The 12,936-nt window shown below is 58.6% G+C and carries 11 protein-coding genes; 5 read left to right on the plus strand and 6 right to left on the minus strand.

Annotated elements, in window-relative coordinates; translation table 11 throughout:
* Position 1: 1 nt before the first annotated feature.
* Positions 2 to 1,201: a glycine C-acetyltransferase gene (locus tag ACRWA7_RS08530; RefSeq protein WP_438392276.1), complete on the minus strand. Its 1,200-nt coding sequence runs from the start codon at positions 1,199 to 1,201 to the stop codon at positions 2 to 4.
* Positions 1,202 to 1,461: 260 nt separating this feature from the next.
* Here ACRWA7_RS08530 and ACRWA7_RS08535 point away from each other — a divergent pair, with 260 nt between their 5' ends.
* Complete coding sequence (locus tag ACRWA7_RS08535) at positions 1,462 to 2,136, plus strand: HAD family hydrolase (RefSeq protein ID WP_438392277.1); 675 nt, start codon at positions 1,462 to 1,464, stop codon at positions 2,134 to 2,136.
* 27 nt (positions 2,137 to 2,163) lie between these two features.
* On the opposite strand, the gene ACRWA7_RS08540 is transcribed toward ACRWA7_RS08535, so the two are convergent.
* Both ACRWA7_RS08540 and ACRWA7_RS08545 read right to left on the minus strand, forming a co-directional pair.
* Complete coding sequence (locus ACRWA7_RS08540; RefSeq protein ID WP_060818349.1) at positions 2,164 to 3,387, minus strand: GGDEF domain-containing protein; 1,224 nt, start codon at positions 3,385 to 3,387, stop codon at positions 2,164 to 2,166.
* 154 nt (positions 3,388 to 3,541) lie between these two features.
* Positions 3,542 to 4,024: a cupin domain-containing protein gene (locus tag ACRWA7_RS08545; RefSeq protein ID WP_060818350.1), complete on the minus strand. Its 483-nt coding sequence runs from the start codon at positions 4,022 to 4,024 to the stop codon at positions 3,542 to 3,544.
* A 642-nt stretch (positions 4,025 to 4,666) separates the two neighbouring features.
* On the opposite strand from ACRWA7_RS08545, the gene nadC reads away from it, so the two are divergent.
* The 3 genes from nadC to ACRWA7_RS08560 all read left to right on the plus strand — a co-directional run bounded on the left by nadC (position 4,667) and on the right by ACRWA7_RS08560 (position 8,742).
* Positions 4,667 to 5,503 carry a carboxylating nicotinate-nucleotide diphosphorylase gene (gene nadC / locus ACRWA7_RS08550; RefSeq protein WP_060818351.1) on the plus strand — a complete coding sequence of 279 codons (837 nt, stop codon included), beginning with the start codon at positions 4,667 to 4,669 and terminating at the stop codon, positions 5,501 to 5,503.
* Between the two features lie 7 nt (positions 5,504 to 5,510).
* On the plus strand, positions 5,511 to 7,316 hold the full coding sequence (gene phnN, locus ACRWA7_RS08555) for a phosphonate metabolism protein/1,5-bisphosphokinase (PRPP-forming) PhnN (RefSeq protein WP_438392278.1): 1,806 nt from the start codon (positions 5,511 to 5,513) through the stop codon (positions 7,314 to 7,316).
* Positions 7,317 to 7,398: 82 nt separating this feature from the next.
* Positions 7,399 to 8,742, plus strand: coding sequence for an MFS transporter (locus ACRWA7_RS08560; RefSeq protein WP_438392279.1), 1,344 nt, complete (start codon positions 7,399 to 7,401; stop codon positions 8,740 to 8,742).
* 33 nt (positions 8,743 to 8,775) lie between these two features.
* Here ACRWA7_RS08560 and ACRWA7_RS08565 read toward each other — a convergent pair whose 3' ends face one another.
* From ACRWA7_RS08565 to ACRWA7_RS08575, 3 genes are all read right to left on the minus strand, one after another.
* Complete coding sequence (locus ACRWA7_RS08565) at positions 8,776 to 9,561, minus strand: FRG domain-containing protein (RefSeq protein WP_438392280.1); 786 nt, start codon at positions 9,559 to 9,561, stop codon at positions 8,776 to 8,778.
* Between the two features lie 154 nt (positions 9,562 to 9,715).
* Positions 9,716 to 10,435, minus strand: coding sequence for a hypothetical protein (locus tag ACRWA7_RS08570; protein WP_438392281.1), 720 nt, complete (start codon positions 10,433 to 10,435; stop codon positions 9,716 to 9,718).
* A 161-nt stretch (positions 10,436 to 10,596) separates the two neighbouring features.
* The gene (locus tag ACRWA7_RS08575) at positions 10,597 to 11,550 is read right to left on the minus strand and encodes a LysR family transcriptional regulator (RefSeq protein ID WP_438392282.1); all 954 of its coding nucleotides are present in this window, start codon (positions 11,548 to 11,550) and stop codon (positions 10,597 to 10,599) included.
* A 96-nt stretch (positions 11,551 to 11,646) separates the two neighbouring features.
* Here ACRWA7_RS08575 and ACRWA7_RS08580 point away from each other — a divergent pair, with 96 nt between their 5' ends.
* A complete protein-coding gene (locus tag ACRWA7_RS08580; RefSeq protein ID WP_438392283.1) occupies positions 11,647 to 12,927 on the plus strand; it encodes an MFS transporter in 1,281 nt (426 codons plus the stop codon).
* Positions 12,928 to 12,936 lie beyond the last annotated feature (9 nt).

Below are 12,936 nucleotides of genomic sequence, written 5' to 3' on the forward strand. Positions count from 1 at the left end.
CCTAAATGATGCCCAGTGAGCGGCCAACGTGCGCAAACGCATCGACCGCGCGATCGATTTGTTCCGGGGTATGTGCTGCGCTCATTTGCGTGCGAATGCGGGCGCGGCCCTTGGGCACGACCGGAAATGAAAAACCGATCACATAGACGCCTTCGTGCAATAGCGCATCCGCCATGCGCGATGCGACCTGCGCGTCGCCAAGCATCACGGGAATGATCGGGTGTTCGCCGGGCACGAGAGTAAAGCCAAGTGCGCTCATCGCATGGCGGAAATGCACGCCGTTCCCGCGCACACGCGAACGCAGTTGAGCACCTTCACTGCTGCGAAGGAGTTCAAGAACCTTGAGCGTGGCCGCAGCAATGCTGGGCGCAAGCGTATTGGAAAAGAGATACGGGCGCGAACGTTGCCGCAGCAACTCTACAATCTCACGTCGTGCTGCAACATAGCCGCCCGATGCACCACCAAGTGCCTTGCCGAGCGTACCGGTGATTATGTCGATGCGCGAAAGCACACCGCAATGCTCCGGTGTGCCGCGTCCGTGCTCGCCGATAAAGCCTACCGCGTGAGAGTCGTCGACCATGACAAGCGCGCCATAACGATCCGCGAGATCACAGATACCGGCGAGATTGGCGATGATGCCGTCCATCGAAAACACGCCGTCGGTGGCGATCAGCTTGAAGCGCGCGCCGGCTGCATCGGCTTCACGCAGTTTGGTTTCCAGGTCGACCAGATCATTATTCTTATAGCGATACCGTTTCGCTTTCGACAAACGCACACCGTCGATAATGCTCGCGTGATTGAGCTCGTCGCTGATGATCGCGTCGGAGTCGTCCAGCAATGTTTCGAACAAACCGCCGTTGGCGTCGAAGCAGCTGGAGTAAAGAATACAGTCGTCGGTTTGCAGGAATGCGGCCAGCGCCTGCTCGAGTTCCTTGTGAACGCTTTGCGTGCCGCAGATAAACCGCACGGACGCCATCCCGAAACCATCGCGGTCCAGGCCGGTTTTTGCAGCGTCGATCAAACGCGGATCATTGGCGAGGCCGAGATAATTATTCGCGCAGAAGTTGAGAACTTCGTCGCCCGCGGCAAGCCGGATATCGGCTGACTGAGGACTCGATATAACCCGTTCGGACTTGTAGAAACCGTCAGCGCGAATCTGGTCTAGCGTTTTGCGCACGTGTGCAATATAAGAATCATGCATGGATCAGTCTCCTGTGTAATGCGGTAATGCGAGGTCCGCTTGGCCACTCGTGATGGCTTTGCTTCCTGGACGGCTTATTGCGCTTGTGCATCAGATCTTTTCCTCACGCACATGCACTAGCTTAGCGGATTTGACCAAACTCCCGAATATCATTTCATGGCGTCACTTGACGAGGCCCTTCAGGAAGTTCGGGTCTGGGCGTAAGCTAGCATTGAATACGCGGAATGCGCGCGCTGACGCTTGACCAAACGGAGTTCATCATGCGAATCGAAACTTCATTCTTGTTCGATCTGGACGGCACGCTCGTAGACAGTGTCTATCAGCATGTACTTGCCTGGAAGGAAGCACTCGATGCTGAAGGCATTGAACTGTCGGTATGGCGAATACATCGCAAGATCGGCATGAGCGGCGGCTTATTTACCAATCAACTCTTGCGCGAGACGCACGGTGAAATTAGCGAGGAACGCGTAGAACGTTTGCGCCGGGCGCATGCGGACGCTTATCAACGCCTGCGCGCGCAGGTCTGTCCGTTGCCAGGCGCACGCGAGCTGCTCGCCGCGCTCACCGAAGCCGGTACGCGCTGGGCCATTGCAACGAGTGGACGCATGGAAACCGCTGCCGTCAATCTCGCGGCGCTGGGCGTGGATCCTGCCCGCGCCGTGGTGGTCACGCGCGACGACGTGAAATATGCAAAGCCCGATCCGGACTTGTTCATCGCGGCAGCCGAGCGGCTGAACGTGGCAATAGAACATACCGTGGTGGTGGGCGACAGCATCTGGGACATGCTCGCAGCACGCCGGTGCAGATCGCTTGGCGTCGGCTTGTTGTCGGGTGGATATGGCACAGAAGAACTGGAGCGCTCGGGCGCATTGCGCGTGTACGAAGATCCCGCGGACCTGCTCTATCACCTGGACGAAGTCGCGGCGAGGCCCTAAATGCTTGCGTGCATTTCGCGCTGATCGTCAAACTACCGCGATCATTCCTTGACCCGCGTCCTGGTCGGTCGCAACAGGTAATGCGTTGGCGCACACCTGGTTGCGCCCCGAGTTTTTGGCGCGATACAACTGTGCATCGGCGGCTCCAATCACGCTGTCCTCTGTCGCGCGTTCCGCGTCCCGTGCGCAGTCCACGACCACGACGCCGAAGCTGGCGGTAGCGCGTATCTCGCGTCCGTCCCACGCTTTCGATACCGCTAACTCGAACGCTTGCCGCATCCTTTCCGCAAGAACCGTTGCGCCCGCAATATCGGTTCGGGGAAGCAGCAAGACGAATTCTTCGCCGCCATAGCGAATGACGCTGTCTACATCATGGCGCGTGTGCGCCAGCAGCAACGCGGAAAATGTCCGAATGACCGCGTCTCCCGCGGGGTGGCCGTAGTTGTCGTTTATCTGCTTGAACAAGTCGATATCGCACAGGACCACCGCGAGTGTCGACCTGGTCTTGCGCGCCCGCTGCAGTTCGGCATTGAACAGAACGTCGGTCAGATAGCGGCGATTGAAACAGCTCGTAAGGTAGTCGCGAACGGAAAGATTTCTGAGCAATGCATGCTGGCAGAACTCGTCACGTGCGAGCCGGTTATGGCGGCGAGCGGTTACGTAACCGAGCGCGTTAGTGAATAGAAGCAGCATGGACGAGGTCAGCAATGCTGAAGGATCAAGCATGCGCGACGCCGACGAAATCGCAATAAACGCGACTGTCGCGACCACGTTGATACACAAGGCGTAGAACAACTTGTTTGGAATAAAGTTGTAAGCAACGATCAACATGATGCACATGGACATCTCGTGGACCGACATTCCGCCCAGCCGCAGCCACGTGATCAGCATGAACACCGCGAAACCGACGGCCTCCACCACGCTCGCCGCCGCACGCAAGGCGGGGATGGAATTATGATATTCACGCGCAGCGCGCAGGCAGACGGCGCAAGTTAGGGCCACTAGACAGCGCGCCAGAAATAGCACGAAGGTTGTGTGCGAGTAGCCGAGGGCGCCCGCGTCAGTAATGGCGAACGCGACGTAGAACAGGCTGCAGAAAACGAGAGTCCGCACGAGCGCGGCATGGTGCGCGACGCGCTGATAGCGCTGGAACTCGTGCTCGACTGACACGTCTTCAAACTCGGACCACACACGGTCGAGTTTAAAATTTGTCGTGGCGTCAAACCGTGAAATTTCGGTCAGTTCTGCCATCTCTCGCCATTTTTTCGATGTCGCCTTTTGGGGCAACATGATAAGTCATTTTTATCTTGACAAGTTGGCGCGCTAAGATCAGCGGTTTCTCCGTTCACCACCGACCTGCTTTGGTGCTTTTGATCCAGGTAAGCATCGTCAGCCTTCCAAGGTATCAATCCGGCATGCCGTCATGATCCCCGAGCGCTCTCGCGGGCCAGTCCACCCAGCGGTCTGCGCGCGAACGTTCATGGATTTCGTTTAGCGGATATCGGATCCGGTTGTCGTCGCGCGGACGTTCGCCGATCACCATCAGCCTCACTTCGTCCCTCGAATTATTGATGAACGTGTGGCAGATCCCGGTGCCAGCTGGAAACCCGACTGAATCGCCTTCTGCAATCGGATGAAGCACTCCGTCGATCCAGACGTCAGGTTTGCCTTCAAGTACGTACACGAACTCCTGCTCGGTACTTTCAGCGTGCGGATAAGAGGTTCGGCGGCCCGGTGGCAGCCTTACATGGTGGATCCCGATGCGGGTAATGCCGAGAGCATCGGAAAGCGGAGCGTCGAACGCCATGTGCTCGGTATCGCCGCGATAGCTATGTGCTTCGACTTCTTCCAGTTCAGTCCAGTGTTTGATGAATTCGGGCCGGCTCATATTTTCTCCTTCTCAAAGACCGCTGATCATACCGGCTGAAAAGTGAACGGCAAAAAGCGGGCGGAGTTAGCTGGGTGCCGACTCAGGAACTCAGAGGGGCTCGCTATAAAGGCCGATGCACGCAGTTCGATATCAAATAAAGCGTACACGCTATAAAGATGCCGATCCCTGACTCTCGACGCACGCCGGCGCACCCGCGAAGTTCCCAATAAATGTGCATGTGCAGCAACGGCTCACCAATGCGCGGCACGCATGCACCAAAAAACAATGCTGATTTTTCTTGGAAAAAAATAATGTGTACGCTAGAGTTAATCCCACGAACTTAGAGCACTAAGTAAAAATTTACCGGCGTGTGAAGTTGCAAGTTCCTCGAACATGCCGTCTGACGCCCGGTCGCACCTTTGCAAGGTTGATATCGACCGCTCGTGCTTTGGGGTGCATGTGACTGGTAACGGTATTCCCGGTGTACGCGGATTCTGGAAGAAAAGCCACCTAAGAATCGCGAACATCAGGCGTTGCCTGGAATTCATCGGAAATGTCGAACAGACGGCGAACGTAAGTAGTTAGGTATACAAATTAAAAGAATCCATAAAAATTCGAGATTTTTTTAGTGCAAGTTTTTGCAAAACTCAGGAGGTTGCAATGTACGACGTATTTCAAACTGACAGATTGATCGATACGTGGCTGGCGGAAGACATTGGGTACTGTGATCTGACCGCGCAGGTCATGATCGAGGCGCATGAAACAGGCGCGTTCTACATGAACGCGCGCGAAGATCTGATCGTGGCGGGAATTGACGTGGCCGCACGCGTATTCAAACGCTACGACGCCACGCTCGAGGTGACCGTGCGCGTCAGCGACGGCGACCATCTGAAAAAGGGCGCGGTGATGCTTGATGTGCGCGGTAACGCGAGAAGCGTGCTGACCGCGGAGCGCACGGCGCTCAACATCGTGCAGCGTATGTCTGGAATCGCGAACCTGACGGCCGAGTATGTGAAAGCCGTCGCGGGCACCCGCGCCCGGCTCATTGACACGCGCAAGACCACGCCCGGCCTGCGCATGCTGGAGAAGCACGCCGTAACGTGCGGCGGAGGGCTGAATCACCGGCTTGGACTCGATAACGGTGTGATGATCAAGGACAACCATATTGCCGTCTGCGGCGGCATTGCGAAGGCGGTTCAACGGGCACGTCGCCAGTTGCCCGTGTTGACGAAACTCGAGGTGGAATGCGACCGGCTCGAGCAGGTCCAGGAGGCGCTCGAAGCGGGAGTGGATGTCATCATGCTCGACAATATGTCGGTTGAGGAGATGTCGAAGGCGGTCGAACTCGTTGGCGGGCGCACGAAACTGGAAGCATCCGGAGGCATCAACCTGGCAACCATCGGCGATATTGCAAAGACGGGCGTGGACTACATTTCCACGAGCAAGATCAATCAAGCCTCCCTGTGCGTGGATATCGGTCTGGACGAAGCGGAGTAAACACGCCATGTCAGAGGGAATCTTCTTTTTTGTCGTCGGACCGAGCGGTGCCGGCAAGGACTCGCTTATTGACGCTGTGCGCCACGGCGGCCGTCCGTTCATGATTGCGCGAAGGGTCATTACCCGAGCCCACGGATCGCCTGGGGAGGACCACGAAGCGCTGGACAACGCCCAGTTTGCCGCGCTGGAGAATAAGGGAGGATTCCTGATTACATGGTCGGCGCATGGCTTGAAATACGGTCTTCGCCAGGAATTGCTCCACACCCTTTCGCAAGGTAGGCACGTCATTGCAAACGGGTCGCGCGCCGTCGTTGAAGCACTCCGCTCACGTGTTCCGCGCATGGTTGTTGTTGAAGTGAGTGCGCCTGCCTCGGTGCTCGCCGAGCGAATCCTTGCCCGGGGCAGGGAAACGCCCGAAGAAGTTCGCCAACGCGTGATGCGCCAGGTGGAACCTTTCGCAGCGGATGTCGAGGTGATCAAGGTATCCAATGACGGAACCCTTGCGCAGGGTATTGAACGTTTTGTCGCAGCGCTTGACCGCGCGATACAGCCGCCTGCGCCGAGTATTGCATCCATGAAAGCCAAGCTGGCTGGCGAAGCGCTCAATGAGACGCAATATGGTGCCGTGTTCGACGACATTCTTGCATTGCGATACTCCGATAGGGATATCAACGCGTTTCTCCTGCATGCATCGCAGCATTTGACCGACGCAGAAGTGCTTGCCGTCGCAAAAGCGCGCGCAAGGCTGTCACCCCGCATCGAATGGGACGAACGCATTGTTGTCGACAAGCATTCCATGGGCGGTATTCCCGGCAGCCGGATCACGCTGATTGTCGTCCCGATTGTCACGGCGTTCGGGCTCGTGATGCCGAAGACATCGTCACGCGCGATCACGTCGGCTGCGGGCACGGCGGACGCAATGGAGACAGTTGCATGTGTTGATCTCACCCGTGCCGACTTACAAAGATGCGTGGAGGAAGCGCGCGGTTGCATTGCATGGAACGGGCGCTTGAACCATTCGTTGATCGACGACCGGATCAATGCATTCACCCGGCCTTTGGGGCTCGACTCGAATCGCTGGTCGGTCGCATCCATTCTGTCCAAGAAGTGGTCGGCCGGATCGACCCACGTGATCATCGATTTGCCTTGTGGCCCGCGCGCCAAGCTCACGAGCGAACCGGAGGCACGAGCGCTGGGGCAACTTTTCGAGTACGTTGGTGCGGGCCTGGGCATGCATGTCAAGGCCATGGTGACCGATGGAAAAGCACCGATCGGACGTGGGGTGGGACCTGCACTCGAGGTACGTGACGTCCGGCTCGTGCTGACCAATGCCACCGACGCACCGGTGGATCTGCGTGAAAAGGCGCTGCTTTTTGCCTCGGAAATCCTCGCCTGGGCGCCGGGTGTGGAAACAGTGGAAAAGGGGCGTGAACTGGCCGAGTCCTTGCTTGTTTCTGGCCGCGCGCTGGCATCGTTTGAACGCATGATCGACGCGCAAGGGCGCCGCGCAAAGCCGGTATTACCCGGGAAATGCGTGCGTGCCGTGGCAGCGCCACGCAGCGGCATCATTACCGGTGTGGATGGTTGGGCGATTGCGGGCATAGCACGCGCGGCGGGTGCGCCGGATGACCTGAGTGCGGGCGTCGACCTGCTTGTGTCCGCGGGTCAGGCCGTGGAAGCCGGCGATGTCTTGTTCCGGATTCACGGTGATGACACTGAACGCGTGAGGGCCGCCTTCGAGTCCGCGCAGGGCATACGTACACATGAAATATCCACGGAGCGAGTCATTTCCTCCTCAGATGTATCTGCTTGATTCCCCGGACATCGAGCACGTAGTTCCAGTATCTGTCGGTTTCCTATAATCCGTGTGACCCGTTATCACCTGGAGTGATGAAATGCCAAACAAGATCGGCAAGTTGCGGTGGGGGATTGTTTCGTTGCTGGTCGCTCCCATCACCTTCGTGATGACGCTGGATCGGGCGGCCATGACTATTGCCGCGCCGACAATCCAGAAGGAGCTCGGTCTTTCGCTGGTTGAAATGTCAGTTATCCTGACTGTCTATTTCTGGGCCTACGCGCTTGGCCAGGTTCCGGCGGGGCGAATGGCCGAGCGTCATGGCTCGCGCAAGGTGCTGTTCGGAACCAGTGCTCTTTGGTCCTTCATGATGATCCTGACGCCGCTCGGCACGGGTTTTAACTGGCTCGTCGGTTGCCGGGCCCTGCTTGGCGGAGCGCAGTCAGCCGACTGGTCGAGCGGCGTGCTGGCAGTAAAGCGATGGTTTCCCAAAAATGAGCGGGCCAAGGGAAACTCGTTTCTCCTGGGCGGTTTGTATCTTGGGCCGATTGTTTCCGCGCCCCTTACCGCATGGATGATCCTGCAGTTCGGCTGGCATTCCGTCTTTTATGTGTTTGGCGCAATAGGCATGTTGCTCGGCGTAGCGTGGTGGTTTGGCTACCGCGATGTTCCCGCGAAACATCCATTGATCGGCAACGAGGAGGCGGCCTATATTGCAGCGGGGCAAACCGAAGCCGAAGTCGTGGCGAAGGGTGTGTTTTTGAAGTGCCTCAAGCATCCGCGTTTCTGGCTTTTCGGCGTTCAATACTTCCTGCTTGTATTGATCCAGAGTTTCTACACGACCTGGTTACCCACATACCTGATGCGCGCCCGTGGACTTTCGCTCAAGTCAATGGGGTTTGCGGCTTCACTTCCCTGGATTGCGGTGTTCGTGGCAGTGTTTGTCGCTGGCATTGTTTGCGACAAGATACTGAAGCGGACGCAATCGGTCTGGGCGGCGCGTGTGCCCGTTGCAATGGCAGGATTCCTTGTCAGCGCGGTGACGCTCTGTCTCGCCTCATACGCGGTCAACATCGCAGCCGTCATCGGACTCTTGTGCTTGTCATTTGCAGCGGTAGGATTCGTGCAAGTGGTCGTATGGTCCGCCACGCAGGATCTGGGCCGGAGCTTTACCGGCGTGATGTCGGGCTGGACCAATCTGTGGGGCGCCGCGTCGAACGTCGCGGGACCGATGAGCGTTGCGCTCATGGTCAGGTTGACGGGCAACTGGGCAAGCGCCCTGGTTGTGATTGCGTTGGCCGCGGCGCTAGGCACGGTGCTCTGGTTGTTCGTTCATCCGGAGAAACCGTTGTTCGATGCCAATCCGGCGGAGCATGCGAAATCGACGAATGAAGGCTCCTCGCCGGCGATCAGCGCGGAAGCTTCCGAAGAAGTTATTTCATAAGGAATACCTAAGGAATACCTATAGTTGCCGGGGTTAGATTTTCGGCCAGACGACCTCGAGTTCGAGAGCAATCGAACGGGCGAGTCCTTCCAGGTCGGGAAACAACGACGCGTTCGTAATGTTCATTCTGTAAAGCGAACGCATTCCTTCGTCACGCACGGACAAAGGAATGACGATTTTTCGCACCAGGTCGACGTCGCTTGCGTATTGATCGAAAATCTTGTCGAGCGGTTCGTGCAGCAGTCCCGGCACCATGAACGTTCCAGCCTGCGCCACCAGCCGACGGTCCATCTCGGTCGGCTCGCCAAACCAGATGATCGGGTTGGTATCCGGCAGGAAATACCTTTCGAAATTTCCTTCTCTTCGTGGATCGATCCTGTCACGCGTAAGGTCGTGTGCGGTTTTGGGAATTGCGCGGTCCATGTACAGGGCGGGAGTATTCACTGCATAGACGGCGGATTCGGCAACAGCTCGCTCCAGCGCGAAAAATGCCGCCACGTAGGGAGACTTCGTGAAATCCAGCAATCGCGTTGGGGCGCCATGATGCTGCATCAATGCAAGGCACCGGAGATCATCCAGTAGCACTCGTGCGTCTGCAATATAGGTGTGCGCCTTGCGCCGGAAGATTCGTATTGCCCGCTGTTCCTGCACACGCCAGTTCGATGCGTTGTGAACAAACGAGGACAGGTAGCGCGCAAGCGAGCTTTGCAACAACCAGTTGGCGTCCTGCTGGCCTCGGAATGCCCAACCGTCGAGCTCCAGGCTCAGATCGGTAAACTCTTGCCAGCTAGAGACCTTGATCGTTTCCACTTTTTCCATTCCTTCTGCGTTTCTTTGGAGATGTGCCGCAATAGCTATTGTAGGTGCGGAAGTTTGCTATTGTGATGACTGCGACGGCCGCGCCAATACCGCTATACGCACCTCAAAAAAAAGGCCGAAGCGAGCGCTTCGGCCGACGCCTGGTTCCAGCTAGTTACAGCGGTCTGGCACCCGGGCCTGCCACGCGGCTACGTGCGGGGACTGCATCGTTGCCCACCGCTGAGCCGCCAGCATCCTCAAACGGCGGTTGATGACGGAATCCTGCACCGCCAGAAACGATTGCGATAATTGCTCCAACAATCAGCGCGGCAAAAGAGAACCAGCTTGCGCGGGCGACGTTGCGTGCAGCGGTGTCGGCGGCTTGCCGTGCGTCCTGCTCGGCCGTGGGACTCGACGCCGCGGATGCCGCCGATGCAATAGCGGCTTGTGCTTGCTGGGTAGCCGAATTCACCATCGACTGGTCGCCGTTGCTCTGGTTCGCAGCCGTTGCGCCAACTTGCGCGCTCGTGGCGGCGATGCTGCCAGCCGTGCTGACCGCGCCCCCGATCACCGAGGCCATTCCAAAGACAATCAAAAGTGTCATGACCGCCCAGGACAGCAGTCCGTGCAGCCAGCCAAGTACGGGCGCGCAACGGCCGGCGAAATACGAACCGACAAAGACCGCGAGCACCGTTGTAACAATCACCCAGACACCCGATCCGAAGCCGAATCCGTGCAACGGGCTAGGTCGCGACAACGGCGACAGGAGCGATGCCCCGATTGCGGTGCCGAGCACGCTCATGACGAGGTATACGATAGACGAGAGGATCACGCCGGCGATCACGGAGCCCCATGAAAGGCGCGGCAAGCCATCTTGAGTAGTGAGCAGTTTCATAAGTTTTCCTGATCGAGGGAAAGAACCTAAGCCATTGAGGAGTTCATGCCTGCACGTAGCAGCGTGCCCCATCATTGAGCAAACGTCATGCCGCATCAATTCCGTGGCCAAAATGGCGCTTCGCGTGACGCGAAAATGAATTCATGAAGTGCTGACAGGCGTCAACCCGGGCTTGACGCCCGCATGATTTTTTTCGGGTTTTTATTCAGCGGCGCGATCTTTCGTTCGATCAGCACTTCGTCCAGCGAAGAGCGCAACAGATCGATAGCCTGTGTCAGCCGGCCCGGCACGGAACCATGGATGAACCATACATCGACTCCGGTGCGAAAGTCGGGGGTATCGATAATCTGCAGTGCTCGTTGATGCAAACTGCCTTCCAGCATGTCCGGCGTGACAAGCCCGATACCCAGTCCACGCGCGACCAGCGACAGTTGCAGCGCGGAGCCGAACGCTTCCACGGCGACATTCAATGGCAGGCCCGCTACCCGCAGCGCGCGCCTCAACACCGAACGCATTCCGCAACCATCCTGATTGAGCACCCATTCGTAGCGGCTCAGCTCTGCGAGCGTCATCGGCGTCTCCGGCAGACCGAGAGAACGCGCGGCGACCACTACCGTTGGCACAAACGCAAGACGGGTTGCGTGCAAGGTCTCGGGCGCCGAGAAGCCGGGAGGCATCAACACGATTGCTGCATCGAGCGACGCGCGCTCGACGGCTTGCACGAGCGCCGGCGACCACCCGGCTGTCACGCGCAACGTCAGTCGTGGAAAAACGGAACGCAGTCGATCGACGGGCTTTTCCAGCGCGACTTCGCCCAGAAAAGGGGGCATGCCGATTCGAAATTCGCCGGACGGTTCGCTATCGAGAGACGCAACCGACAACAGATCGTCCACCGCGCGCAACACGGTCCGCGCCAGCGCGTAGACCTCGGTGCCTGCAGCGGAAGGCTTGAGCGGCTTGCTCTGGCGATCGAGCAATTCCACACCCAGCATGGATTCGAGGTTTTGCACCCGCCGCGTCAATCCCGGCTGCGTGAGATGGAGTTTCTCTGCCGCGCGCACCATCGATCCGCTTTCCACGACTGCAACGAACGCCTGGAGATCTCGAGTGTTCAAAGTGAATTCGCATAATCATTATCAACATTTTTCAATTGTCGCATAATGAGCCGCTCGTTAGGATGATTCCCTGATCCAGTCCAGAGAATCCACTCGATGCTTCCATCCGCAGAAACTCCCGCTCCCGCCATCACTGCGCGAGAACCCGAACACACCCAAGGCCTGACGCTGCCGCTGACCATCTTTTTCGCGACGGCTGTCGGCCTCATGGTGATGAACCTGTTCGCCGCTCAGACGCTCACCGGCGCGATTGGCCGCAGCCTCCACCTCGCTCCCGAGTTCGCCGGCCTCGCGGCCATGCTGCCGCAGCTCGGATACGCAATTGGGCTGGTGCTGCTCGTACCGCTGTGCGACCTGCTGGAGAATCGTCGGCTCATCGTATGCACATTGGCGATGGGCGCCGTTTTCCTCGCGATCGCGATGGTCGCCGAGGCGCGTGCAGTGTTTCTGGTGGTCGTGTTGCTGGCCGGCGTTGCTTCCAGCGCAATCCAGATGCTGGTGCCAATGGCCGCTTCCATGGCCCCGGAAAGTCACCGCGGACGCGCGGTCGGCAACGTGATGAGCGGCCTGATGCTTGGCATCCTGCTGTCGCGTCCCGCCGCGAGCCTGATTGCCGGGACAATCGGCTGGCGTGCTTTCTACGGTCTTGCTGCGTTGACCGATGCATGGGTCGCGCTTGTCCTGTATCTGAAGCTGCCTGTGCGCACGCCAGCCAATCCGGCGTCTTACCCCGCGCTCCTGTATTCGCTCTGGACGTTGATGCGTACCGAGCCTGTGCTGCAACGCAATGCTGTATCGGCGGCGCTGGTCATGGGCGCATTCAGTGCGTTCTGGACGGCGATCGGCTTGCGGCTCGTGCAGCCGCCGTTTGGCTTCGGCATGAATGGCATCGCGCTGTTTGCACTCGCGGGCGCGGCCGGCGCAATCGTCACGCCGCTTGCTGGCCACGCGGGCGACCGGGGATGGAGCCGCACGATGCTGTTCGCGGGCCATCTGACGATGCTGGCGGCGCTCGTGGCGATAGGTGTGGCGGGTGCAGGCTGGGGCGGTTTCGCCGCGCAGGCACATCCGCCATTGGCGATTGCGATGCTGGTTGCAGGCGCGGCGGCGCTCGATGCGGGCGTGGTCACTGACCAGACGTTGGGCCGGCGTGCAATCAACTTGATGGACCCCGCCGCGCGCGGACGGCTGAATGGCTTGTTTGTCGGGACGTTTTTTGTAGGGGGTGCCGTGGGCGCTGCGTGTTCCGGCGCTGCGTGGGCGTTGGCAGGCTGGACTGGCGTCTGTGCAGTGGGAGGTGTGTTCACCCTCTGTGCTTTCGTTCTGCGGTTGACGGGGAGAAGAGGCGACCTGTCGTCCTCGACGGTCGCCCGCTGAACTTATGCG

Source organism: Caballeronia sp. DA-9 (assembly GCF_051615025.1).
GTDB lineage: Bacteria > Pseudomonadota > Gammaproteobacteria > Burkholderiales > Burkholderiaceae > Caballeronia > Caballeronia sordidicola.

Excerpts from the sequence above, each read along its gene's own strand:
- ACRWA7_RS08530 (WP_438392276.1), bottom strand. The coding sequence starts at position 1,201 with ATGCATGATTCTTATATTGCACACGTGCGCAAAACGCTAGACCAGATT.
- ACRWA7_RS08535 (WP_438392277.1), top strand. The coding sequence starts at position 1,462 with ATGCGAATCGAAACTTCATTCTTGTTCGATCTGGACGGCACGCTCGTA.
- ACRWA7_RS08540 (WP_060818349.1), bottom strand. The coding sequence starts at position 3,387 with ATGGCAGAACTGACCGAAATTTCACGGTTTGACGCCACGACAAATTTT.
- ACRWA7_RS08545 (WP_060818350.1), bottom strand. The coding sequence starts at position 4,024 with ATGAGCCGGCCCGAATTCATCAAACACTGGACTGAACTGGAAGAAGTC.
- nadC (WP_060818351.1), top strand. The coding sequence starts at position 4,667 with ATGTACGACGTATTTCAAACTGACAGATTGATCGATACGTGGCTGGCG.
- phnN (WP_438392278.1), top strand. The coding sequence starts at position 5,511 with ATGTCAGAGGGAATCTTCTTTTTTGTCGTCGGACCGAGCGGTGCCGGC.
- ACRWA7_RS08560 (WP_438392279.1), top strand. The coding sequence starts at position 7,399 with ATGCCAAACAAGATCGGCAAGTTGCGGTGGGGGATTGTTTCGTTGCTG.
- ACRWA7_RS08565 (WP_438392280.1), bottom strand. The coding sequence starts at position 9,561 with ATGGAAAAAGTGGAAACGATCAAGGTCTCTAGCTGGCAAGAGTTTACC.
- ACRWA7_RS08570 (WP_438392281.1), bottom strand. The coding sequence starts at position 10,435 with ATGAAACTGCTCACTACTCAAGATGGCTTGCCGCGCCTTTCATGGGGC.
- ACRWA7_RS08580 (WP_438392283.1), top strand. The coding sequence starts at position 11,647 with ATGCTTCCATCCGCAGAAACTCCCGCTCCCGCCATCACTGCGCGAGAA.